Raw genomic sequence first — 25233 nt, 5'->3', positions numbered from 1 at the left:
AAATATCATTTCAGGATTCTATACTCCAACAGTAGTAGAGCTTCCAGAGCAAGTGAAGCCGTCTGATAAAAAAGAACTTTCAGTACCTGATTTGAAACCAGATCAATTGACTCAAAACATCTCTGTAGAAAAAAATCAACTTCCAAATACAGGAAGTCAAGAAGATGGTTTGAAAAATCTAGGAATTCTGATAGCCCTAGCAGGTGCCATGACAATTGGATTGCTAGGTAAAAAGAAACGAAACGATGAATCAGACTAATCATTTTTAAGAACCGAGAAATCGGTTCTTTTTTATGACATTTGTCATATTCCCTAGTGACAGAAGCATCTAGCTCCGCCAACTTCAAAAGACTATAATTGAAGTATGAAATGGAGGAAGAAGAAATGAAAAATAAAATGATTGTCGCAGTGAGTTTAGTAGCAGCAGGAGTTATGACCTATCTCATGTTTTCAGGATTGGACGAGGGTTTCTATCATTTTCCTTGGGAGCTCTTTGCTGGCTTTGGAATGATGTCTTGGCTTGTCAGAGAAGGTTTGAAATTAGTCAGAGATGTGAAAAAGGAGTTTGAGGAATGAAAAAAGCAATCATCTATCTCTTTATCGGCCTGTCACTCTTGGTATGGTTAGTGGAAATGTTTACTGGTTGGTTTGACCAAACCTTGCTTCGGCAATTCATTCGTGGTGCTTGGGGTTTTGGATTTATGATTTTCGTTGTTTTCCCTATGGGAATGAAGTGGTTGAAAGGAGAATCTCATGACTGTGATTAAAGTTGAGAAATTGAGTAAGAAAATAAAAGACAAGGAGATCTTGTGGAACATCTCCTTTGAAATCAACGATGGTGAATGTGTCGCCTTGATCGGACCTAACGGAGCAGGGAAGACAACCTTGATTGATTGCCTCTTGGGCGACAAGTTCGTGAGCTCAGGTCAGATAGCTATTCAAGGCTTTGCACCAACAGATCCTCGATTAAAGCAGCATATTTCTATCTTACCTCAAGAAAATACGGTGGTTCAAGACTTGAAAGTGAAAGAACTCTTATCCTTCTTTCAATCAATCTATCCAAACAGTCTCTCCAATCAAGAAATTGATGACTTGCTTAGATTCTCAGACAAGCAGAAAAATCAGCTAGCGGGCAAGTTGTCTGGTGGGCAAAAACGTTTGTTCTCTTTCGTGTTGTCTTTAATAGGTCGTCCGAAAATTCTATTTTTGGACGAACCAACTGCTGCCATGGATACCTCGACACGTCAGCATTTTTGGGAAATTGTCAATCAGTTAAAGAAAAATGGTGTCACCATTGTCTACTCTTCTCACTATATCGAAGAGGTAGAACATACGGCTGACCGCATTTTGGTCCTCCACAAGGGTGAATTGATCCGGGATACGACACCTTATGCCATGCGTGGTGAAGAACAAGAAAAACATTTTACGGTACCTCTAACTTATCAGGAAGTTATCAGCAATTTGGACCAGGTTCAAGAGCTTGAAATCAAGCAAAATGCTCTTTCCTTCACAACCAGAGAAGCCAGCCAAGTATGGGAAGCCTTGCAAAAACAGGGCTGCACGATCGAAGAAATTGAAGTTCGCAATCGAACTCTCTTAGACAGTATCTTTGAAACGACTCAAGATTAAAGGAGATTGACGATGAAAAATATGACAAGTCTCATGAAAGTGGAAATCATTCAGATGAAACGGCAAGCAGTCTACTACTTGCTATCCATCGGACTCCCAAGTGTGTTTTACCTTATTTTTTCTGGTATGATGTCAGGATCAGACATTCCAGAGATTGCTCTTCAAGCCTATCTTTTTGCCATGACGCTCTTTAGTATCATGTCAAGCGCCTTTTTCAGTATCCCTAGCACACTCGAATCCGACAAGACGAATAACTGGCAAAAATTGATTCAACATTCTCCGGTATCTATGGTAGAATATTATGTATCAAAACTGTTCAGTACTCTACTGACTTTCTTGTTATCAATTATAGTTGTCTTTTCGGTTGGTCATTTTGTCCGTGGAGTGACTCTGCCTTGGCTTGATTGGTTGGTGATTGGAGTTATGTTGCTGGTCGGAAGCGTGGTCTTTATCAGCATGGGGGTCTTGGTGAGTTTGCTTCCCAGTGCTCAATTGATGACGGTTATTGGAAATATTGCCTATATTGCTTTGGCTGTCCTCGGTGGACTCTGGTTCCCTTTGAGTTCCTTCCCAGAATGGCTCCAATCCCTTGGAAAACTGACTCCAACCTATCAACTGATGCAGGTCGTCTCTACTTATTTGGAGTACCACGAGTTTAACATTCTTGCCGCCTTGGTTGTACTAGGTTATACAGTTTTCTTTGGTGTCTTGGTCATCCAACTGAAAAAACGGATCGAGGTAAAATAAATCTATGTTGGAAAAATTAAAAAACACTCATTATATGTTTCATATTTCAACAGTGTTTATCATCTTTCCTATAGCGGGTGTCATCGTTGGAGAGTACCCGCTTTTAACCTTGTTATGGACTCTACTATTTGTCCTAGCTTTCTATTCGGTTTTAGTCAGTCAAAATCGCATTGTGCAGTGGCTGGCTTGGTGGATCATGCTTGCCTACATTTTTTACAGTTCCGTCTGGCTGAATGCAAGCTTTGCTTGGTTTATCTTTTATTTATCCAATCTCCTTATTTACCAACTGGATGAGATTTCTTTTCACTCTTGGCGCTTTGTCAGTTTTATTGTCTTGCAACCGTTAATTTTGGCAGGGATTTATATGGTTGATCAAGTTAGTCCTTGGCAACTGCTCTTTTTCTTGGTGACTTTTGTCTTTTCTGATGCCTTGACTTTTGGTCTCTATCGAATTCGGATAGCAGAAGAGCTAAAAGAAGAAAAGATGAAACAAAATGCCAAGCTTAATCTTTTCTTGGCTGAAAACGAACGCAGTCGTATCGGTCAGGATCTTCATGACAGTCTAGGCCATACCTTTGCCATGTTGAGTGTGAAGACGGATCTTGCCCTCCAGCTTCTTCAAATGCAGGCCTATCCTCAAGTGGAAAAAGAATTAAAAGAAATTCATCAGATCAGTAAAGAATCCATGAATGAAGTTCGTACCATCATTGAAAATCTTAAAACCAGAACCCTTGCTTCCGAATTTGCGACTGTTAAAAAAATGCTGGAAATTGCAGGAATTGAAACGGAAATCAATCACCAACTAGATACAGCTAGCCTAACTCAGGAGTTAGAATCAACGGCCTCCATGATTTTACTTGAGTTAGTGACCAACATCATCAAACATGCCAAAGCATCGAAAGCCTACTTAAAATTAGAACGAACAGAGAAAGAACTCATTCTAACAGTGAGAGATGATGGCTGTGGATTTGCTTCTCTAAAAGGGGATGAACTTCATACCGTTAGAGACCGTGTCCTTCCATTTTCAGGAGAAGTAAAGGTGATCAGTCAAAAGCAGCCTACTGAAGTGCAGGTTCGACTACCTTATAAGGAGAGAAACTAAGATGAAACTACTTGTTGCAGAAGATCAAAGTATGTTGCGAGATGCCATGTGCCAGTTGCTCATGTTTCAACCAGATGTAGAGATTGTCCTACAAGCCAAGAATGGGCAAGAAGCAATCCAACTCTTAGAAAAGGAGCCCGTAGATATCGCCATTCTTGACGTAGAAATGCCCGTTAAGACAGGCCTCGAAGTCTTGGAGTGGATACGAGCAGAAAAGCTAGAAACAAAGGTGGTTGTAGTGACGACTTTCAAGCGCCCCGGATATTTTGAACGTGCGGTCAAGGCTGGAGTGGATGCTTATGTCTTAAAAGAAAGAAGCATTGCAGACCTCATGCAAACCTTGCACACTGTTCTCGAAGGACGCAAGGAATATTCGCCTGAATTGATGGAAGTGGTGATGACGCACCCCAATCCGTTAACAGAGCAAGAAATCGCTGTTTTAAAGGGAATCGCTCAGGGCTTGTCTAATCAAGAAATCGCGGATCAGCTTTATCTATCAAATGGAACCGTCCGAAACTATGTCACCAATATTCTTTCGAAACTAGATGCTGGTAATCGAACAGAGGCAGCCAACATTGCAAAAGAATCTGGTTGGCTTTGATAAGAAGGGTTAAAAAATTCCGAAACGATAACTTGAATCAAAGGAAATCCATACTAGAAAGGAGGAGGTAAATCGCCTCCTTTTTTTGTTTAGAAAAGCGGTGAAAGCTAGTGTCAAAGAGTTAAAAGATCAGAATAAAAATGAAAAATATCTTGACAATGAAGGGAAAATTGTGTTACAATAATAGACGGTACTTTTTACTTTTGGTCTCTCAAAAGTGTACAGGGACGTGCTGACAAATGTTGCAAAAGTACACACAGATGGTAGCTGTCACCAAGTGTATCATCACCAAAAATAAAAAAACACAGGAGAATGTAGATGCCTACAATTAACCAATTGGTTCGCAAACCGCGTAAATCAAAAGTAGAAAAATCTAAATCACCAGCTTTGAACGTTGGTTACAACAGTCATAAAAAAGTTCAAACAAACGTTTCTTCACCACAAAAACGTGGTGTTGCAACTCGTGTGGGAACAATGACACCTAAAAAACCTAACTCTGCCCTTCGTAAATTCGCTCGTGTACGTTTGAGCAACCTTATCGAAGTTACTGCCTACATCCCAGGTATCGGACACAACTTGCAAGAGCACAGCGTGGTGCTTCTTCGTGGTGGACGTGTAAAAGACCTTCCAGGGGTACGTTACCATATCGTCCGTGGTGCACTTGATACTGCAGGTGTTAACGATCGTAAACAAGGCCGTTCTAAATACGGTACTAAACGTCCGAAAAAAGCATAAGGAAAGGGGATAAAGAGAAATGAGTCGTAAAAATAGAGCTCCAAAACGTGAAGTATTGCCAGATCCGCTTTACAATTCACAATTAGTTACTCGTCTTATCAACCGCGTTATGCTTGACGGTAAACGTGGTACAGCTGCTTCAATCGTTTACGGTGCTTTTGAGCAAATCAAAGAAGCTACTGGTAACGATGCACTTGAAGTATTTGAAACAGCTATGGAAAACATCATGCCTGTACTTGAAGTACGTGCACGTCGTGTTGGTGGATCTAACTACCAAGTCCCAGTTGAAGTTCGTCCAGAACGTCGTACAACACTTGGACTTCGTTGGTTGGTAACAATCGCTCGCCTTCGTGGTGAACACACAATGCAAGACCGTCTTGCAAAAGAAATCTTGGATGCTGCGAACAACACTGGTGCAGCAGTTAAGAAACGTGAAGACACTCACCGTATGGCTGAAGCTAACCGTGCCTTCGCACACTTCCGTTGGTAATAAAATGATACTAAGAGCGGCAAAGGCCCAAGGCAAAAATAGGAAACTGGTGCAGTGTTCCGTGAACACAAAGCAGTTTATCTTTTTTGCACCGGGCCTCGCTCGGGTTCAAATCAGTTAACTTGAGCTTTTAGCCCGAGTTCAATTCAACTTGTCTACAAGTTGAAACCAACAAAAACAAGATAAACATTGAGAACGGGTAGGTCCTGCCTATCCGTTTTTATTAAAATCGTGTTATAATAGAATAGAAATTAAAATAAATAGGAGAAACAAACCTCATGGCACGCGAATTTTCACTTGAAAAAACTCGTAATATCGGTATCATGGCTCACGTCGATGCCGGTAAAACAACAACTACTGAGCGTATTCTTTACTACACTGGTAAAATCCACAAAATTGGTGAAACTCACGAAGGTGCGTCACAAATGGACTGGATGGAGCAAGAGCAAGAACGTGGTATCACTATCACATCTGCTGCGACAACAGCTCAATGGAACAACCACCGCGTAAACATCATCGACACACCAGGACACGTGGACTTCACAATCGAAGTACAACGTTCTCTTCGTGTATTGGACGGTGCGGTTACTGTTCTTGACTCACAATCAGGTGTTGAGCCTCAAACTGAAACAGTTTGGCGTCAAGCGACTGAGTACGGAGTTCCACGTATCGTATTTGCCAACAAAATGGACAAAATCGGTGCTGACTTCCTTTACTCAGTAAGCACACTTCACGATCGTCTTCAAGCAAACGCACACCCAATCCAATTGCCAATCGGTGCTGAAGATGACTTCCGCGGTATCATCGACTTGATCAAGATGAAAGCTGAAATCTATACTAACGACCTTGGAACAGATATCCTTGAAGAAGATATTCCAGCTGAATACCTTGACCAAGCTCAAGAATACCGTGAAAAATTGGTGGAAGCAGTTGCTGAAACTGATGAAGACTTGATGATGAAATACCTTGAAGGTGAAGAAATCACTAACGAAGAATTGAAAGCTGCTATCCGTAAAGCAACTATCAATGTTGAATTCTTCCCAGTATTGTGTGGTTCTGCCTTCAAGAACAAGGGTGTTCAATTGATGCTTGATGCGGTTATCGACTACCTTCCAAGCCCACTTGATATCCCAGCAATCAAAGGTATCAACCCAGATACAGATGAAGAAGAAACTCGTCCAGCATCTGACGAAGAGCCATTCGCAGCTCTTGCCTTCAAGATCATGACTGACCCATTCGTAGGTCGTTTGACATTCTTCCGTGTATACTCAGGTGTTCTCCAATCAGGTTCTTACGTATTGAACACTTCTAAAGGTAAACGTGAACGTATCGGACGTATCCTTCAAATGCACGCTAACAGCCGTCAAGAAATTGACACTGTTTACTCAGGTGATATCGCTGCTGCCGTTGGTTTGAAAGATACTACAACTGGTGACTCATTGACAGATGAAAAAGCTAAAATCATCCTTGAGTCAATCAACGTTCCAGAACCAGTTATCCAATTGATGGTTGAGCCAAAATCTAAAGCGGACCAAGACAAGATGGGTATCGCCCTTCAAAAATTGGCTGAAGAAGATCCAACATTCCGCGTTGAAACAAACGTTGAAACTGGTGAAACAGTTATCTCAGGTATGGGTGAACTTCACCTTGACGTCCTTGTTGACCGTATGCGTCGTGAGTTCAAAGTTGAAGCGAACGTAGGTGCTCCTCAAGTATCTTATCGTGAAACATTCCGCGCTTCTACTCAAGCACGTGGATTCTTCAAACGTCAGTCTGGTGGTAAAGGTCAATTCGGTGATGTATGGATTGAATTTACTCCAAACGAAGAAGGTAAAGGATTCGAATTCGAAAACGCAATCGTCGGTGGTGTGGTTCCTCGTGAATTTATCCCAGCGGTTGAAAAAGGTTTGGTAGAATCTATGGCTAACGGTGTTCTTGCAGGTTACCCAATGGTTGACGTTAAAGCTAAACTTTACGATGGTTCATACCACGATGTCGACTCATCTGAAACTGCCTTCAAGATCGCGGCTTCACTTGCTCTTAAAGAAGCTGCTAAATCAGCACAACCAGCTATCCTTGAGCCAATGATGCTTGTAACCATCACTGTTCCAGAAGAAAACCTTGGTGATGTTATGGGTCACGTGACTGCTCGTCGTGGACGTGTAGATGGTATGGAAGCACACGGTAACAGCCAAATCGTTCGTGCTTACGTTCCACTTGCTGAAATGTTCGGTTACGCAACAGTTCTTCGTTCTGCATCACAAGGACGTGGTACCTTCATGATGGTATTTGACCACTACGAAGATGTACCTAAGTCAGTACAAGAAGAAATCATTAAGAAAAATAAAGGTGAAGACTAATCAGTCCTCACTCTAGAAGGAAGTCACTTAGTGGCTTCCTTTTTTTATCTTTAACTATTCATTTTTGCTGAATATAGTATACGAATTTGATCGCTAAGTTAGAAAAATACTAATTCTACCAAGAAAGAAAATATTCTAATTTGATAAATTAAAGTAAATAAAGGTTCCTAATTCCGTAGAAAAGTTAATAAAAATGAGCAAAAGATTCATAAATACACTTTTAGATAGAAAATTCAGAAAATTGACTCTTTTGCCTTGAAAATTTTTGAAAAAATGGTATGATAGTAACAAGCTATTTTTTTAAGAGAAGAGAAAGGGGAACAATGGAGAAAATCAGTTTAGAATCTCCTAAGACGGGGTCGGACCTAGTTTTGGAAACACTTCGGGACTTAGGGATTGATACCATTTTTGGTTATCCTGGTGGTGCGGTCTTACCTTTGTATGATGCGATATACAATTTTAAAGGTATTCGCCACATCTTAGGACGCCATGAGCAAGGTTGTTTGCACGAAGCTGAAGGATATGCCAAATCAACTGGAAAGTTGGGCGTTGCCGTCGTCACGAGTGGGCCGGGAGCAACAAATGCCATTACAGGGATTGCAGATGCCATGAGCGATAGCGTTCCCCTTTTGGTCTTTACAGGTCAGGTTGCGCGAGCTGGGATTGGGAAAGATGCCTTTCAGGAAGCAGACATCGTGGGGATTACCATGCCCATTACCAAGTACAATTACCAAGTTCGTGAGACAGCAGATATTCCTCGTATCATTACGGAAGCTGTCCATATCGCAACGACAGGTCGTCCAGGTCCTGTTGTGATTGACTTGCCAAAGGATGTATCAGCTCTAGAGACAGATTTCATCTATTCACCAGAGGTGAATTTACCAAGTTACCAACCGACGCTTGATCCGAATGACATGCAAATCAAGAAAATCTTGAAGCAATTGTCAAAAGCCAAGAAACCTGTTTTGTTAGCAGGCGGTGGTATCAGCTATGCGGAAGCTTCTAAGGAGCTCAATGAATTTGCTGAACGTTACCAAATTCCAGTAGTCACTAGTCTTTTGGGGCAAGGTACCATTGCAACGAGTCATCCGCTCTTCCTAGGGATGGGAGGCATGCACGGTTCTTTCGCAGCTAACATTGCAATGACGGAAGCGGACTTTATGATTAGTATTGGTTGCCGTTTCGATGACCGCTTGACTGGGAACCCTAAGACCTTCGCGAAGAATGCTAAGGTTGCCCATATCGATGTTGACCCAGCTGAGATTGGTAAGATTATCAGTGCAGATATTCCTGTAGTGGGGGATGCTAAGAAAGCCTTGCAGATGCTGCTCGCAGAACCAACTGTTCATAACAATACTGAAAAGTGGATTGAAAAAGTCACCAAGGACAAGAATCGAGTTCGTTCTTATGATAAGAAAGAACGTGTGGTTCAACCTCAGGCCGTTATTGAACGCATCGGTAAGTTGACAAATGGGGATGCCATTGTTGTCACAGACGTAGGGCAACACCAAATGTGGACAGCTCAGTATTATCCTTACCAAAATGAGCGTCAGTTAGTCACTTCAGGTGGCTTGGGTACCATGGGGTTCGGAGTTCCTGCAGCTATTGGAGCCAAGATTGCCAATCCAGAAAAAGAAGTTATCCTTTTTGTCGGTGATGGTGGCTTCCAAATGACTAACCAGGAACTAGCTATCCTAAACATCTACAAGGTGCCGATTAAGGTTGTCATGTTGAATAACCACTCACTAGGAATGGTTCGTCAGTGGCAGGAATCCTTCTATGAGGGTAGAACTTCCGAGTCAGTCTTTGATACACTTCCTGACTTCCAGCTGATGGCACAGGCCTACGGCATCAAAAACTATAAATTTGATAATCCAGAGACGATAGAGAAGGATCTAGAAGTCATTCTGGAGGATGTGCCCATGTTTATCGAGGTGGATATTTCTCGTAAGGAACAGGTATTACCGATGGTACCAGCTGGTAAGAGCAATCATGAGATGTTGGGGGTGCAGTTCCATGCGTAGAATGTTAACAGCTAGATTACAAAACCGTTCAGGAGTTTTGAATCGTTTTACAGGTGTCCTTTCTCGTCGTCAAGTCAATATTGAGAGTATCTCAGTTGGTGCGACAGAGAACCCCAATGTATCTCGCATCACCATCATTATTGATGTAGCTTCTCATGATGAAGTAGAGCAAATCATTAAACAGCTCAATCGTCAGATTGATGTGATTCGCATTCGAGATATCACAGATAAACCACACTTGGAAAGAGAAGTTATCTTGGTAAAAGTATCTGCTCCTGCTGAGAAGCGTGCAGAAATCTTGGCCATTATCCAACCTTTCCGTGCAACGGTAGTAGATGTGGCTCCAAGCTCAATCACCATCCAGATGACGGGAAATGCTGAAAAGAGTGAAGCTTTATTGCGAGTGATTCGACCATACGGCATTAAAAATATCGCTCGTACGGGTGCAACTGGATTTACCCGCGACTAATACTTTTTGATTTTCAATGAGTATAAAAAATAACTTAAATTTGTTAAACCAGCCTATAAGGCAATAAAAATAGAAAAGAGAGAAAAACTATGGCAGTTCAAATGGAATACGAAAAAGATGTTAAAGTAGCAGCGCTTGACGGTAAAAAAATCGCCGTAATCGGTTATGGTTCACAAGGACATGCGCATGCGCAAAACTTGCGTGATTCAGGTCGTGATGTCATCATCGGTGTGCGTCCAGGTAAATCTTTTGACAAAGCAAAAGAAGATGGATTTGACACTTACACAGTAGCAGAAGCAACTAAATTGGCTGACGTTATCATGATCTTGGCACCAGACGAAATCCAACAAGAATTGTACGAAGCAGAAATCGCTCCAAACTTGGAAGCTGGAAATGCAGTTGGATTTGCTCATGGTTTCAATATCCACTTTGAATTTATCAAAGTTCCTGCAGATGTAGATGTCTTCATGTGTGCTCCTAAAGGACCAGGACACTTGGTACGTCGTACTTACGAAGAAGGATTTGGTGTTCCAGCTCTTTACGCAGTTTACCAAGATGCAACAGGAAATGCTAAAAACATTGCTATGGACTGGTGTAAAGGTGTTGGGGCAGCTCGTGTTGGTTTGCTTGAAACAACTTACAAAGAAGAAACTGAAGAAGATCTCTTTGGTGAACAAGCTGTACTTTGTGGTGGTTTGACCGCCCTTATCGAAGCAGGTTTTGAAGTCTTGACAGAAGCAGGCTATGCCCCAGAATTGGCTTACTTTGAAGTTCTTCACGAAATGAAATTGATCGTTGACTTGATCTATGAAGGTGGATTCAAGAAAATGCGTCAATCTATTTCAAACACTGCTGAATACGGTGACTATGTATCAGGTCCACGTGTGATTACTGAGCAAGTTAAAGAAAACATGAAAGCTGTTTTGGCAGATATCCAAAATGGTAAATTTGCAAATGACTTTGTGAATGACTACAAGGCTGGTCGTCCAAAATTAACTGCTTACCGTGAACAAGCAGCTAACCTTGAAATTGAAAAAGTTGGTGCAGAATTGCGTAAAGCAATGCCTTTCGTTGGTAAAAACGACGACGACGCATTCAAAATCTACAATTAATTCTTGTAAAGAGAGACAGAAGGCGAGTTGGGGGTACCTAACTCGTTTTTTATCTTGAAAAGTACTTGAGGAGGAGACAATGCTAAGTGCAAAAGATGTGGTGAAAGCCCACAAAGTTTTGAGTGGTGTAGTAGTTGATACACCACTAGAATATGATCATTATTTATCAGAAAAATACCAAGCAAAGATTTATCTCAAAAAGGAGAATGCGCAACGAGTTCGCTCTTTTAAAATTCGTGGAGCCTATTATGCCATTTCTCAACTGTCAAAAGAAGAACGCGAGCGTGGTGTAGTCTGTGCCTCTGCGGGAAATCATGCCCAAGGTGTCGCCTATACTTGTAATGAGATGAAGATTCCTGCAACGATCTTTATGCCCATCACAACACCGCAACAAAAGATTGGGCAGGTTCGCTTTTTCGGTGGAGAGTTTGTGACAATCAAGTTGGTTGGGGATACCTTTGATGCTTCTGCTAAGGCAGCACAAGAATTTACATTGACAGAAAACCGCACCTTCATCGATCCTTTTGATGATGCGCATGTTCAGGCTGGTCAAGGGACTGTAGCCTATGAAATTCTTGAAGAAGCCCGTAAAGAGTCTATTGATTTTGATACAGTACTTGTACCAGTAGGTGGTGGCGGATTGATTGCCGGTGTTTCTACTTATATTAAGGAAACCAACCCGACTATTGAAGTGATCGGGGTAGAAGCTAATGGTGCTCGCTCTATGAAAGCTGCCTTTGAAGCTGGGGGACCAGTTAAACTCAAAGAAATTGATAAGTTCGCTGATGGGATAGCCGTACAGAAGGTTGGACAATTAACCTATGAAGCGACTCGTAAGAATGTTGAAACGCTGATTGGGGTGGACGAGGGATTGATTTCCGAAACCTTGATTGATCTTTATTCCAAACAAGGTATTGTAGCAGAACCAGCCGGAGCTGCCAGTGTTGCAGCCTTGGAAGTTTTATCAGACTATATCAAAGGCAAGACGATTTGTTGTATCATTTCTGGAGGAAATAACGATATCAACCGTATGCCGGAGATGGAAGAACGTGCCTTGATTTACGATGGAATCAAGCATTACTTTGTAGTGAATTTTCCACAACGTCCTGGAGCTCTCCGAGAGTTTGTAAATGATATTTTAGGGCCAAATGATGACATCACTCGTTTTGAATATATCAAACGAGCAAGCAAGGGGACAGGTCCTGTATTGATTGGGGTAGCTCTTGCCAATAAGCATGATTATGCTGGCTTGATTCATCGAATGGAAAAGTTTGACCCATCTTATATTAATTTGAATGGGAACGAAACGTTGTATAATATGCTAGTTTAAGCTAAAATAAAATTATTATCATATTATTTGCGTAATGGTAATGATGGTGCTATAATGAGGGTGACGAAAGGGGGAGATTCCCATGGTTTTACAAATTTTACTTGTTTTATTGTTTTTAGTGGTGATTGCATCAGTGATTATGGTTAGTTCTGTGTATGTGGTTCGACAACAATCTGTCGCTATCATAGAACGCTTTGGTAAATACCAAAAGTTGAGCAATAGTGGTATTCATTTACGAGCTCCTTTTGGGATTGATAGGATTGCAGCAAGAGTTCAACTACGCTTGTTGCAAAGTGAGATTGTTGTAGAGACAAAGACGCAAGATAATGTATTTGTAACGATGAATGTGGCAACTCAGTATCGAGTGAATGAAAATAATGTCACAGATGCTTATTATAAATTGATGCGTCCAGAAGCCCAGATTAAATCCTATATAGAAGATGCTTTGCGTTCATCTGTACCAAAGCTAACCCTAGATGAGTTGTTTGAGAAGAAGGATGAAATCGCCTTAGAAGTTCAAAAACAAGTGGCTGAAGAAATGTCTACATATGGGTATATCATTGTCAAAACGCTGATTACTAAGGTTGAACCTGATGCTGAAGTAAAACAATCAATGAATGAAATTAACGCGGCTCAACGTAAGAGAGTTGCGGCGCAAGAGCTTGCTGAAGCAGATAAGATTAAAATCGTGACCGCAGCAGAAGCTGAAGCAGAAAAAGATCGCCTACATGGTGTAGGGATTGCAGAGCAGCGTAAAGCAATTGTTGACGGACTAGCTGATTCTATCCAAGAGTTAAAGGGAGCCAATGTTGAGCTAACTGAAGAACAAATCATGTCTATCCTATTAACGAACCAGTATTTAGATACGTTGAATAATTTTGCAGATAAAGAGGGTAATAATACAATCTTCCTACCAGCAAATCCTAATGGAGTCGAGGACATAAGAACTCATATATTATCGGCTTTAAAAGCCAAATAAAAATATGCAGAATAATATAGTTGCAACGAATATATGTTTTTTTATTGACAAACGAAATAAAAACGTATACAATTAAGTATTGTAAAGAATAATTTAGGAGAAGAACATGGCTAAGTCGAACTTTGAAAAAGTAGAAGCAGTTGTTGGCTGGGTTCGTGATAAGAAAATCACAGGCTACCGTATCTCTAAAGAAACGAATGCGCGTGAAATGTCTATCATTGCTCTAGCACAAGGACGCGCAAAAGTTAAAAATATTTCATTTGAAACAGCTCTTGGTTTAATCGATTTCTATGAAAAAAATCATGAAAAATTTGAAGATTAAACTGTGGTCACAGGCAGATTCCTGAATCGAGTCTGCCTTTTCTTTACAATTACAAATTAAAAAGACTGCATTCTTTATGCAGTCTTTGTTTATTAGCTGAGATAGCGTTGAAGAAATTCTTTTGTCCGGTCTTCTTTAGGATTTGTAAAGAGTTCTTCAGGCCTGCCTTCTTCAGCAATGACACCCTTATCCATAAAGATGACACGGTGAGAGACATCGCGAGCGAATTCCATTTCGTGGGTTACGACGATCATGGTCAAGCCTTCTTGAGCCAAATCCTGCATAATTTTGAGGACTTCTCCAACCATTTCAGGGTCAAGAGCAGATGTTGGTTCGTCGAAGAGAATGGCATCAGGATTCATGGAGAGCGCGCGGGCGATAGCCACGCGTTGTTTCTGACCACCTGATAGTTGCTTCGGCTTGGCTTGCCAGTAACGTTCTCCCATGCCAACTTTTTCGAGATTCTCTTTGGCAATTTTTTCAGCTTCAGAGTGGTCGCGTTTGAGTACAGTCGTTTGGGCAACAATCGTATTTTCAAGGACATTCAGATTTTCAAAGAGATTGAAAGATTGGAAAACCATACCGAGTTTTTCACGATAATGGGTGAGGTTATAGCCTTTTTCTAAGACATTTTCTCCTCGATAGAGAATCTCTCCCTCTGTAGGTGTTTCGAGTAAATTAATTGAACGAAGGAAGGTTGATTTTCCGCTTCCAGAGCTCCCGATGATGGAAATAACCTCTCCTTTATGGACGGTGAGAGAAATGTCTTTTAGCACTTCGTTTTGCCCATAGGATTTTTTGAGGTGTTTGATTTCAAGGATTGCTTGTGTCATTTTTTCAAATCCTCCGTTTGCATTTGGTTAGCACCTGTAGTGTAAGTATCCATGTCCATACGACGTTCGATGAAGCGTAGGATACGGGTCACAGTAAAGGTGAGGACAAAGTAAATCACGGCGATGATGGTAAAGGTCTGGAAGTATTGATAAGTTTGTGTTGCTACAGTATTTCCTGAGAAATAAAGCTCAACAACTGAAATAACGTTCAATACAGAGGTATCTTTGATATTGATGACAAACTCATTACCAGTAGCAGGTAGAATATTACGGACAACCTGAGGTAGGACAATCTTACGCATGGTTTGATTGTGGGTCATACCAAGAGCAGTTGCAGCTTCAAACTGTCCTTTGTCAACTGCTAGAATACCACCACGGACGATTTCAGTCATGTAGGCACCTGTGTTGATTGAGACGATGAAGATAGCGGCTAGTGTGCGGTCAAGATTGATACCGAAAGCTTGGGCAGTTCCATAGTAGATAACCATGGATTGAACAATCATTGGTGTACCACGGAAGATCTCGATATAGACATTGAGAATCCAACCGACTAGTTTCTGTAGGGTGTACATTGCCTTGTTCTCAGATAGTGGAGCGGTACGGAAGACCCCGATTGCAAGTCCGATAAGGAGACCTGTGATGGTTCCGATAATGGAGATTAGGAGTGTGATACCAGCACCACGCAAGAGTTGTTGCCAGTTTTCAGAAAGTATCTTAGCGACTTGGCTAAAGAAACTACTTTCTTCCTCTGTTGTTGTAGACTCCACAGGTTGCTCTTTGATCATACGATCCATGAGGGCTACTTGCTCATCCTTTGAGATGGTTTCGATGCTCGCATTGATTTGGCTGATGCGGCTGTCATCTTTACGAAGTCCAATGGCAATAGCTGTATCTTCTTCGCCAGTTTTGAAACCTGGTTGAGGTTGGATCATTTTGAACTTAGCGTTAGCAGACTCAGCGGTCATTGCTTCAGGTCGTTCAGAAACATAGGCATCAATAACACCGGCCTCCAGAGCTTGACGCATCTGAGCAAAGTCGCCCATAGCTGTTTCTTTTTTGGCACCTGGAATTTGGGAAATCAGGTCATAAAGATAAACACCTTGTTGAGACGTGATTTTTGCTCCGCTAAAGTCTTCCAAAGATTTGGCATTCGCATAGGCAGAGTCCTTTTTGACCAATAGAACCGGTTCGCTAGTATAGTAACTGCTTGAAAAAGCAATTTCTTGTTTGCGTTCAGCAGTTGGGCTCATACCGGCAATGATCATATCAATTTTGCCAGAAGTAAGGGCTGGAACAAGTCCTTCCCATTTGGTTTTTACAACCAAAGGTTCTTTGCCTAAGTCTTTGGCAATCTTTTTAGCGATTTGGACATCGTAGCCATTGGCATATTGGTTGGTACCGTCAATTTTGACAGCGCCGTTACTATCGTCGTCTTGAGTCCAGTTGAAGGGAGCGTAAGCTGCCTCCATCCCGATGCGTAAATATTCGTCGGCTTGGACTTGGCTAACTAGTCCTAAGGTAAGGGCTAGGCTAGCAAGGATAGATAAGCATAATTTTTTCATGTTTTCTCCTATTTCTAGTCTAAAAATGACTCTCTCTATTGTATCTAAAAATAGTGAGATTTTCAATACAAGTAAGCCTTTACTTATAAAAAATGATATAATGGTAAAAAGATTGAAAGGGAACCGATTATGAAAAAAAGATGGCTGTTGGCTTTGGTATTTACTTATTTATTATTTATACCGAGCCTGGTTTTTGCAGTAGACTTTGATATCTTATCCTATCAGGGGGATTTGAATATTCATGCAGATAATACTGCAATTTTTAAGGAAACAATTACCTACCGCTTTGGAGATGATTACAATGGTCAGTTAGTTGGGCTCGGAAAAGCTGGGAAAATGCCGGAAGGATTTGACATTGATCCCGACCCGACCGTTCAGGTCTCTAAAAATGGAAGAATTGTTCAAAATGTTTCCTTCTATACTATGGAGGAAGAGGACGGCTACAAGGTAAAAATTTACAATGCTGGATATGCCGGAGATACTGTTCGGGTAACGGTTACCTGGAAACTAACAAACCTTCTCTTCTTATATAAGGATATCGCAGAGCTAAATTGGCAACCCTTGACCGATAGTACTGGAGACATCAAAGAGATTGAGTTTAAGATTAGCTCTGATACCCCAGCAGAGAAACTCTATTTTCATGCAGGCCAACTCCTAAGGGACTCTAGTGTTGAAAAAGTAAATAATCTCTATCATGTCAAAATGAAAGACCTTCCTAGAAAGCGACAGATCGAATTACACGCATACTGGCCTAGAAGTGCTTTTGCAGGAGCTCCAGATCAAGGGTTAGAGGAAGAACGTTTAACCGATTTTAACCGGATTGAAAGCAATATAGCAACAGAAAAAGCGCAAAGTGAGATTTTGATGAAATGGGTATTCCCCGTCATTTTTATGAGTCTCTTACTTCTAGTTCCTATCTTCTATAGGATGTTTCGTCAGAGTACAAGCATTAAAAAGGTCTTTCCAAAAGATCATCGACTCTACGAACCACCGATGGATTTGCCTCCAATGGTTTTAGCAGAAGCAGTGTATTCAACGTCCTTAGAGGAAGTCAATCCCCTAAACAAATCAGGGTTTGGCAAATTTACTTTTGAACGTTTGATTCAGGCAACCTTGTTGGATTTAGTAGATCGAGGTCATTTATCTATTTTCCAAGGGGATGAAGAACCTTATGTGCGCATTATCAGTGAAAAGGGTTTGTCCAATTTTGAGAAGGAATGTCTGCGCATGACTTTGTCAAATAAGAAAGAATTGGCTATTTCAGAGCTCTTCCCTGATTACCAAGTTTCATCTTCCCTTTACCGTGGTGCCAAAGAGTCAGATGAAAAACATATCCGAGAAACAGGCTCGCGTCTCAAACGCTCCTTTGAAGGAAGACTTCAACGCATTCAGTCTTGTGTCAAGGATAAGGTCCATGTACTTCGTATCCCAAGCTACTATCGTCCCTTGACAAGTGAGGAACGCCGCCTTGCTCTCGGGATGCGGGTCTGTTCAGCCATAACAGCTCTAGGTGGACTGCTATTCTTTTACTATAGCTGGCAAACACATGGTTTCTTTTCGATCCCATTTCTACTCTTAGGATTGACAGGATTAGGGGCTAGTTTCTGGGTTTATCTTGCCACGCGAGGAGCCTATCGCGATGGAGTTCTAACTGAGGAAGGAGCAGAAATCTTCTATCTCTGGACGAGTTTTGAAAATATGCTTCGCGACATTGCTCATCTAGATCAGGCCGAGCTAGAGAGCATCGTCCTTTGGAACCGTCTACTGGTCTATGCGACTCTCTTTGGTTATGCCAAGAAGGTGAGTAAGTTAATGAAAGTTCGCCATATTCAGCTTGAAAATCCAGATTTGAATCTTTATGTAGCCTATGGTTGGCACTCACAGTTCTACTCCTCAACTGCACAAATCAAGCAATATACTGCTGTCGCAAATACAGCTAGCAATTACTCTGTATCTTCTGGAAGTGGTTCTTCAGGTGGAGGATTCTCAGGAGGCGGAGGCGGTGGTAGCATCGGTGCCTTCTAAAAAATCTATCGCAATATCCGAAATTATGCTATAATAGAGGACAGAAAAAGGAGTAATGTATGTATTTTATTGAAATTTTGAAGTCAATCTTTTTTGGGATTGTTGAAGGAATTACGGAATGGTTGCCCATTTCAAGTACTGGCCACTTGATCTTGGTTGAAGAATTTGTACAATACAAGGACCAGAATGAAGCCTTCATGTCCATGTTTAATGTTGTCATTCAGCTTGGTGCCATTTTAGCAGTTATGGTCATTTACTTTAACAAGCTTAACCCTTTCAAACCTGGTAAAACTAAGGTAGAAGTTCGTAGAACTTGGCAATTGTGGTCAAAAGTCTTCGTTGCGACCTTGCCTTTGCTATTGGTTTTTAAATTAGATGATTGGTTTGATGCCAACTTCCATAACATGGTTTCAGTTGCAATCATGTTGATTATCTATGGTGTTGCCTTTATCTACCTTGAAAAACGAAATAAGGCGCAAGCCATTGAACCAACAGTGACAGAGCTAGACAAGTTGCCCTATAAAACAGCCCTTTACATTGGGCTCTTCCAAGTCCTCGCCCTCTTTCCAGGAACGAGCCGTTCAGGTGCGACGATCGTTGGTGGTTTGTTAAATGGAACAAGCCGCTCAGTCGTAACAGAGTTCACCTTCTATCTCGGAATTCCTGTTATGTTCGGAGCCAGCGCTTTAAAGATTTTCAAATTTATTAAAGCAGGTCAACTCTTGAGTTTTGGACAACTGTTCTTGCTCTTGGTTGCCATGGGTGTTGCCTTTGCGGTCAGCATGGTTGCTATTCGTTTCTTGACCAGTTATGTGAAAAAACACGACTTTACACTCTTTGGTAAATACCGTATCGTACTCGGTAGTGTCTTGTTGCTCTATAGTTTTGTGCGTTTGTTTGTATAAGAAAAAAGCTTGAGGGAAGTTTCCTTCAAGCTTTTTAAAATCCTGTCACCGTAATTCCTAGTAAACGGATACCTTTTTCTTTTTCAGCTAGCTCTTCGTAGAGTTGAAGGGCGGTTTGAGAAATCTGACTAGCGTCCTGTGTAGCTTGTGGGAGGCTTTTTCGTCTAGTCAGAGTGGAGAAGTCAGCATATCGTATTTTTAGGATAATGATTTTTCCAGCTTTGTCCTGCTTGCTGAGATTGTGAGCTACCTTTTCGGAGAGAAGAGTCAGCTCTTTTTTGATATCTTCTTCATCCTGGAGAATCTTACTATAGGTTTTCTCCTTCCCGATTGATTTGCGGATGCGATTGGACTTGACTGGAGAATTGTGAATACCACGAGCCTTTCGATAAAGATCATAACCAAGTCTGCCAAAGCGATCGATTAAAGTAACTTCTGAGACATCCAATAAGTCTGCACCAGTATAAATGCCCATTTCATGAAGCTTTTCTACTGTCTTCTTTCCTACACCATGAAATTTAGCAATGTCCATTTGTTTGAGAAAGTCTTGGGCTTTGTCAGGTAGAATCACTGTCAAACCATGTGGCTTCTGATAATCACTGGCCATTTTAGCTAGAAATTTATTGTAGGAAACGCCTGCAGAAGCGGTCAGGTGTAGTTCCTGCCAGATATCCTCTTGGATGAGGCGGGCTATTTTGACGGCTGACTTGATACCGAGTTTATTTTCCGTCACATCTAAGTATGCCTCGTCGATACTCATAGGTTCAATCAAATCAGTGTAGCGTTTAAAAATAGCTCGAATCTCAAGTCCCACAGTCTTATACTTTTCATAATTTCCAGAGATAAAGACAGCTTGGGGACAGCGCTCATAAGCTTCTTTAGAACTCATGGCTGAATGAACACCAAAAACTCGTGCCTCGTAGCTACAGGTAGAAACGACACCTCGACCACCTGTTTGTCTGGGATCACTTCCGATGATAACAGGTTTGCCCTTTAACTTGGGATTATCTCTGATTTCCACCGCAGCAAAAAAGGCATCCATGTCGATATGGATGATTTTTCTGGACAGATCATTTATCAATGGAAATATGAGCATTCCAATCCCTTTCTAGTGTCATTTTCTATTTATTATACCCTTTTTTCTGAAAAAATGGGAAAGTTCAACCTGACTTTCAAAAATATAATACAGATAAGAACAAAAAAGAGACTGTATTATAAAAGAAAGCGTCTAAAATGCCGATTTTCTCTTGTTGAAATCGGTTACTGTATGGTATACTTGTCTCAAGAATGTAACAGATGACTGTTACTAGAAAAAAGAGGACATTAACATGGTTGTTAAGACAGTTGTTGAAGCACAAGACATTTTTGATAAAGCTTGGGAAGGCTTCAAAGGCGTAGATTGGAAAGAAAAAGCAAGTATTTCTCGCTTTGTTCAAGCTAACTACACACCTTATGATGGAGATGAAAGTTTCCTTGCTGGACCAACAGAACGTTCACTCCACATCAAAAAAATCGTAGAAGAAACAAAAGCACACTACGAAGAAACTCGTTTCCCAATGGACACTCGTCCAACATCTATTGCTGATATTCCTGCTGGATTTATCGACAAAGAAAATGAAGTTATCTTCGGTATCCAAAACGATGAACTCTTCAAATTGAACTTCATGCCAAAAGGTGGTATCCGTATGGCTGAAACTACTTTGAAGGAAAATGGATATGAACCAGATCCAGCTGTTCACGAAATCTTCACTAAATACGTAACAACAGTTAACGACGGTATCTTCCGTGCCTACACTTCAAACATTCGTCGCGCTCGTCACGCTCACACTGTAACTGGTCTTCCAGATGCCTACTCACGTGGACGTATCATCGGTGTTTACGCACGTCTTGCTCTTTACGGTGCAGACTACTTGATGCAAGAAAAAGTAAACGACTGGAATGCGATCAAAGAAATTGATGAAGAAACAATCCGTCTTCGTGAAGAAGTAAACCTTCAATACCAAGCATTGCAACAAGTTGTTCGCTTGGGTGACCTTTACGGAGTTGATGTCCGCAAACCAGCGATGAACACGAAAGAAGCAATCCAATGGGTTAACATCGCCTTCATGGCTGTCTGCCGTGTGATTAACGGTGCTGCTACATCTCTAGGACGTGTGCCAATCGTATTGGATATCTTTGCAGAACGTGACCTTGCTCGCGGTACATTTACTGAATCAGAAATCCAAGAGTTCGTTGATGATTTCGTTATGAAACTTCGTACAGTTAAATTTGCTCGTACAAAAGCTTATGACCAATTGTACTCAGGTGACCCAACCTTCATCACAACTTCTATGGCTGGTATGGGTAACGATGGTCGTCACCGTGTTACTAAGATGGACTACCGTTTCTTGAACACTCTTGACAACATCGGTAACTCTCCAGAGCCGAACTTGACAGTTCTTTGGACTGACAAATTGCCATACAACTTCCGTCGCTACTGTATGCACATGAGCCACAAACACTCTTCTATCCAATATGAAGGTGTAACAACAATGGCTAAAGACGGATACGGAGAAATGAGCTGTATCTCATGCTGTGTGTCACCACTTGACCCAGAAAACGAAGATCAACGCCACAACATCCAGTACTTCGGTGCTCGTGTAAACGTTTTGAAAGCCCTTCTTACTGGTTTGAACGGTGGTTACGACGATGTTCACAAAGACTACAAAGTATTTGACATCGATCCTATCCGTGACGAAGTTCTTGAATTCGAATCAGTTAAAGCGAACTTTGAAAAATCTCTTGACTGGTTGACTGACACTTATGTAGATGCTTTGAACATCATCCACTACATGACTGACAAGTACAACTACGAAGCTGTTCAAATGGCCTTCTTGCCAACTAAACAACGTGCTAACATGGGATTCGGTATCTGTGGATTTGCAAACACAGTTGATACATTGTCAGCTATCAAATACGCTACCGTTAAACCAATCCGTGACGAAAATGGATACATCTACGATTACGAAACAATCGGTGAATACCCACGTTGGGGTGAAGATGACCCACGTTCAAACGAATTGGCAGAATGGTTGATCGAAGCTTATACAACTCGTCTACGTAGCCACAAACTATACAAAGACGCAGAAGCTACTGTATCACTTTTGACAATCACATCTAACGTTGCTTACTCTAAACAAACTGGTAACTCACCAGTCCACAAAGGTGTATACCTCAACGAAGATGGTTCTGTGAACTTGTCTAAACTTGAATTCTTCTCACCAGGTGCGAACCCATCTAACAAAGCTAAAGGTGGATGGTTGCAAAACTTGAACTCACTTGCTAGCCTTGACTTTGGTTACGCAGCTGACGGTATCTCATTGACAACTCAAGTTTCTCCACGTGCTCTTGGTAAGACTCGTGACGAACAAGTTGATAACTTGGTAACAATCCTTGATGGTTACTTCGAAAACGGTGGACAACACGTTAACTTGAACGTTATGGACTTGAACGATGTTTACGAAAAGATCATGTCAGGTGAAGACGTTATCGTACGTATCTCTGGATACTGTGTAAACACTAAATACCTCACTCCAGAACAAAAAACTGAATTGACACAACGTGTCTTCCACGAAGTTCTTTCAATGGATGACGCCTTGAGCTAAGATTCAATTAGAATAGAAAGAAAGCTAGTCTATAGGACTGGCTTTTTTCTATATCTAAAAGATAAATTTTCGACATATCATATGAAAAATACTGAGAGATTTTGTTAATTCTTGTGACAATGTGTTGAAATTCGAGAGAATAATATAATAAAATCTTATAAAAACTTATTTTCTAGTTATTAAACTTGAATAGATTGTATTGAGATGTTATAATACAATAGATAAACTCTAGTTAGTGATAGGGGTTGTCAAAATGGTATGATGTAATCTCTTAGGGAGATTAGAAATAAAAATTTCATAAAGAAAAGAGGAGAAGAAATGTCGAAAAGCAAAGCGTTAAATATGCTTTCTAAATTTTCTGCGTTAGCTTTTGCTATTTTAGGCCTAGCATCTGTTTTGATAGGCATTGTTAAAGCAGATAATCCTGTTTCAAAAGAATTGACACAAGTCATTACAGGTATTGATCTGTTAGATGCTTCAGATACTAAGCAAAATGTGAGTTCAGAAGGAGATTTCTCGCTTCGTACGAATTTAGCATATAAGCTTCGCGTGACTTTTGATCTCAAACAGTATAATGAACATTTGAATAATGGAGATTATTTTACCTTTGATATACCTGCTCCTATGGCAGTTTATGAGGGGAGTCAGGATTTAATCGATCCGACAACAAAAGTTACTATTGGAGAAGCTGAAGTGACTTCAAATGGGACTGATCAAGGTGGGAAAGCAAAAATCACCTTGAAAAACTTGGATAAATATCTAGAGAAAACTGGTGGAGATAAGGTAAAGGATGTGTCAGGGAATTTTTCTGTTACTTTTAGATTCTTAAAGGATCAGAATAAAACCCGCATAAACTTTAATTCATCCTCATTGAAGCAAGAAGTGACTCACATTTATTCATCAAAAACAATCGATGGTCCCAAAGTTGGTACTGAAAATTATGCTAAAATTGGGGGTCGTGCTGCCCTTGAAAATTGGAACTCTCCAAAACTGGCTGAGATTGGTTCGGTTAGCAAGGGAGATGCATGGTCTACCTGGCGTGTACGTGTAAATACAGAGAAACAAGACTTAGGACAAAATATTGTATTACATGATACTATACCAAATGATGATACTAGTTACACTCCTGCACAGTATATTCCTGAGACTCTAAAAGTGTATAAGGCAAATATCACTGTTGGGACTTCTGCTGTTCCAGATGATGCAGTTTTGTTAACTGAGGGACAAGACTATACCGTTTCGTGGAACGAAAACTATACTTCATTTGATATCATTTTTAAAGATGGAACGACCTCTTATATAGTCTCTTATAACACAACAACTCCTAATGATGGAAGTAAAGTAGGAAATAGGGTTGCTCTGTCATTGGCTGACGGGACTAAATTAGCACAGAATACAAGTCGTCCGGGAGCACTTGATATGACAGCTGAGGCGACATCTTTGATTTCTGGTACGATTGTAGCATCTACTGCTTACCAAATTAAGATTCATAAGACTGATGCCTTCACTCTTGCTCCGGTTTCGGGTGCGGTATATACTGTGACAGCAGCAGATGATGCAAGTGAAACAACAGAAGTGACTACGAATGAAAAAGGAGTAGCGCTTACGAAAACTTATGATCAGAAATGGGAAGGTAAAACGTTTAAGATCAAAGAGAAGACTGCTCCAGCAGGTTATAAACTAGATGAAAAAGAGTATACAGTCAAACTCGGTGCTGCGGGTTCTACTATTCATCTTAAAGACGAACCTGTTCCAGCTGTATTCAATGTGACGGCTAAGAAAGTAGTAGAAGGACGTACAGATAAACTTCCAAAAGCAGATGAGTTTACCTTTAACCTGTTTACTGCAGAGAACTTGAAGGATCCTGTAGCTACAGCAAAATCAAAAGCTGATGGGACTATTACCTTTGAGAATCTCCAAGTAAAAGGTGCGGGAACTTATCACTACATCATCAAAGAAGACACTTCAACAGCAGTTGCAGGCGTTGCATTTGATACAGAAGCCAAGGAAGTTACTGTAGCAGCAACTTTCCAAAGTGGAGTTTTAACAGCAACTGTCACATCTGCAGAACCAACTTTCACTAACACCTATAAAGCAACTCCAGCTAAAGAAACTATCACAGCTAAGAAAGTCTTGAATGGTAAAGACCTTGAAGCTGATAAATACGAATTCGAACTTAAAGAAGGTTACAAAGTCGTTGCGACAGCTAAAAACGCTGCAGACGGCACCGTTACTTTCAAAGAAATTGAGTTAGAAACAGCAGGTGAATACACTTACACTATCACTGAAAAAGCAGGTAGTGAAAAAGGTGTGACATACGATACTGCTAAACACGAAGTTAAGGTAAAAGTTACAGATAACGGC

Annotated in this window: 23 protein-coding genes; 20 read left to right on the top strand and 3 right to left on the bottom strand. The window is 41.0% G+C overall.

Annotated elements, in window-relative coordinates:
• The 16 genes from HMPREF3057_RS05180 to HMPREF3057_RS05105 form a co-directional block, all read left to right on the top strand.
• The coding region (locus HMPREF3057_RS05180) for an LPXTG cell wall anchor domain-containing protein (protein WP_142350339.1) at nucleotides 1-259 on the top strand (259 nt) is incomplete at its 5' end.
• A gap of 110 nt (nucleotides 260-369) precedes the next feature.
• Nucleotides 370-576, top strand: coding sequence for a hypothetical protein (locus HMPREF3057_RS05175; RefSeq protein WP_000390701.1), 207 nt, complete (start codon nucleotides 370-372; stop codon nucleotides 574-576).
• Entirely contained in the window at nucleotides 573-767 is a 195-nt protein-coding gene (locus HMPREF3057_RS05170; protein ID WP_000709174.1) for a hypothetical protein, read from the top strand. Before HMPREF3057_RS05175 ends, HMPREF3057_RS05170 begins: the two co-directional genes overlap by 4 nt.
• A complete protein-coding gene (locus HMPREF3057_RS05165; protein ID WP_070696735.1) occupies nucleotides 754-1629 on the top strand; it encodes an ABC transporter ATP-binding protein in 876 nt (291 codons plus the stop codon). Before HMPREF3057_RS05170 ends, HMPREF3057_RS05165 begins: the two co-directional genes overlap by 14 nt.
• Nucleotides 1630-1641: 12 nt before the next feature.
• On the top strand, nucleotides 1642-2376 hold the full coding sequence (locus HMPREF3057_RS05160; RefSeq protein WP_070696731.1) for an ABC transporter permease: 735 nt from the start codon (nucleotides 1642-1644) through the stop codon (nucleotides 2374-2376).
• Nucleotides 2377-2380: 4 nt separating this feature from the next.
• A complete protein-coding gene (locus tag HMPREF3057_RS05155) occupies nucleotides 2381-3478 on the top strand; it encodes a sensor histidine kinase (protein ID WP_070696728.1) in 1098 nt (365 codons plus the stop codon).
• 1 nt (nucleotide 3479) lies between these two features.
• Nucleotides 3480-4079, top strand: coding sequence for a response regulator transcription factor (locus HMPREF3057_RS05150; protein WP_070696725.1), 600 nt, complete (start codon nucleotides 3480-3482; stop codon nucleotides 4077-4079).
• A 318-nt stretch (nucleotides 4080-4397) separates the two neighbouring features.
• Complete coding sequence (gene rpsL / locus HMPREF3057_RS05145) at nucleotides 4398-4814, top strand: 30S ribosomal protein S12 (protein ID WP_001142333.1); 417 nt, start codon at nucleotides 4398-4400, stop codon at nucleotides 4812-4814.
• A gap of 19 nt (nucleotides 4815-4833) precedes the next feature.
• Entirely contained in the window at nucleotides 4834-5304 is a 471-nt protein-coding gene (rpsG, locus tag HMPREF3057_RS05140) for a 30S ribosomal protein S7 (protein WP_004250722.1), read from the top strand.
• Nucleotides 5305-5582: 278 nt separating this feature from the next.
• Complete coding sequence (fusA, locus tag HMPREF3057_RS05135) at nucleotides 5583-7664, top strand: elongation factor G (RefSeq protein ID WP_000090339.1); 2082 nt, start codon at nucleotides 5583-5585, stop codon at nucleotides 7662-7664.
• Nucleotides 7665-7987: 323 nt separating this feature from the next.
• On the top strand, nucleotides 7988-9688 hold the full coding sequence (locus HMPREF3057_RS05130) for an acetolactate synthase large subunit (protein ID WP_000411746.1): 1701 nt from the start codon (nucleotides 7988-7990) through the stop codon (nucleotides 9686-9688).
• Nucleotides 9681-10157, top strand: a complete 477-nt coding sequence (gene ilvN, locus HMPREF3057_RS05125) for an acetolactate synthase small subunit (RefSeq protein WP_001253813.1) — start codon at nucleotides 9681-9683, stop codon at nucleotides 10155-10157. Before HMPREF3057_RS05130 ends, ilvN begins: the two co-directional genes overlap by 8 nt.
• An 89-nt stretch (nucleotides 10158-10246) precedes the next feature.
• The gene (ilvC, locus tag HMPREF3057_RS05120) at nucleotides 10247-11269 is read left to right on the top strand and encodes a ketol-acid reductoisomerase (RefSeq protein WP_000290683.1); all 1023 of its coding nucleotides are present in this window, start codon (nucleotides 10247-10249) and stop codon (nucleotides 11267-11269) included.
• Nucleotides 11270-11348: 79 nt separating this feature from the next.
• Nucleotides 11349-12599: a threonine ammonia-lyase IlvA gene (gene ilvA, locus HMPREF3057_RS05115; protein ID WP_000947300.1), complete on the top strand. Its 1251-nt coding sequence runs from the start codon at nucleotides 11349-11351 to the stop codon at nucleotides 12597-12599.
• An 82-nt stretch (nucleotides 12600-12681) separates the two neighbouring features.
• Nucleotides 12682-13578 carry an SPFH domain-containing protein gene (locus HMPREF3057_RS05110; protein ID WP_000244062.1) on the top strand — a complete coding sequence of 299 codons (897 nt, stop codon included), beginning with the start codon at nucleotides 12682-12684 and terminating at the stop codon, nucleotides 13576-13578.
• Between the two features lie 106 nt (nucleotides 13579-13684).
• Entirely contained in the window at nucleotides 13685-13900 is a 216-nt protein-coding gene (locus HMPREF3057_RS05105; protein WP_001130031.1) for a capsule biosynthesis transcriptional regulator, read from the top strand.
• Between the two features lie 92 nt (nucleotides 13901-13992).
• Here HMPREF3057_RS05105 and HMPREF3057_RS05100 read toward each other — a convergent pair whose 3' ends face one another.
• Together HMPREF3057_RS05100 and HMPREF3057_RS05095 are read right to left on the bottom strand one after the other, a co-directional pair.
• Nucleotides 13993-14733, bottom strand: coding sequence for an amino acid ABC transporter ATP-binding protein (locus HMPREF3057_RS05100; protein ID WP_000189491.1), 741 nt, complete (start codon nucleotides 14731-14733; stop codon nucleotides 13993-13995).
• Nucleotides 14730-16295, bottom strand: coding sequence for an ABC transporter substrate-binding protein/permease (locus HMPREF3057_RS05095; protein WP_000732046.1), 1566 nt, complete (start codon nucleotides 16293-16295; stop codon nucleotides 14730-14732). The genes HMPREF3057_RS05100 and HMPREF3057_RS05095 overlap by 4 nt, the downstream gene beginning before the upstream one ends.
• A gap of 129 nt (nucleotides 16296-16424) precedes the next feature.
• On the opposite strand from HMPREF3057_RS05095, the gene HMPREF3057_RS05090 reads away from it, so the two are divergent.
• Together HMPREF3057_RS05090 and HMPREF3057_RS05085 are read left to right on the top strand one after the other, a co-directional pair.
• Nucleotides 16425-18320: a DUF2207 domain-containing protein gene (locus HMPREF3057_RS05090; RefSeq protein WP_042902881.1), complete on the top strand. Its 1896-nt coding sequence runs from the start codon at nucleotides 16425-16427 to the stop codon at nucleotides 18318-18320.
• A gap of 59 nt (nucleotides 18321-18379) precedes the next feature.
• The gene (locus tag HMPREF3057_RS05085) at nucleotides 18380-19225 is read left to right on the top strand and encodes an undecaprenyl-diphosphate phosphatase (protein WP_000273567.1); all 846 of its coding nucleotides are present in this window, start codon (nucleotides 18380-18382) and stop codon (nucleotides 19223-19225) included.
• A 34-nt stretch (nucleotides 19226-19259) separates the two neighbouring features.
• Here the strand turns inward: HMPREF3057_RS05085 and dinB are convergent, their stop codons facing one another.
• Entirely contained in the window at nucleotides 19260-20321 is a 1062-nt protein-coding gene (gene dinB, locus HMPREF3057_RS05080) for a DNA polymerase IV (RefSeq protein WP_042902880.1), read from the bottom strand.
• 232 nt (nucleotides 20322-20553) lie between these two features.
• On the opposite strand from dinB, the gene pflB reads away from it, so the two are divergent.
• Nucleotides 20554-22869, top strand: coding sequence for a formate C-acetyltransferase (gene pflB / locus HMPREF3057_RS05075; protein ID WP_000260621.1), 2316 nt, complete (start codon nucleotides 20554-20556; stop codon nucleotides 22867-22869).
• Between the two features lie 318 nt (nucleotides 22870-23187).
• Nucleotides 23188-25233: Spy0128 family protein (locus tag HMPREF3057_RS05070; protein ID WP_257370879.1), on the top strand; the 2046-nt coding region annotated here is incomplete at its 3' end.

Source organism: Streptococcus sp. HMSC072D05, assembly GCF_001815805.1.
Classification (GTDB): Bacteria; Bacillota; Bacilli; order Lactobacillales; family Streptococcaceae; genus Streptococcus.
Note: the sequence above shows the minus strand (reverse complement) of the source record. Positions and strands in the feature narration are given on the sequence as shown.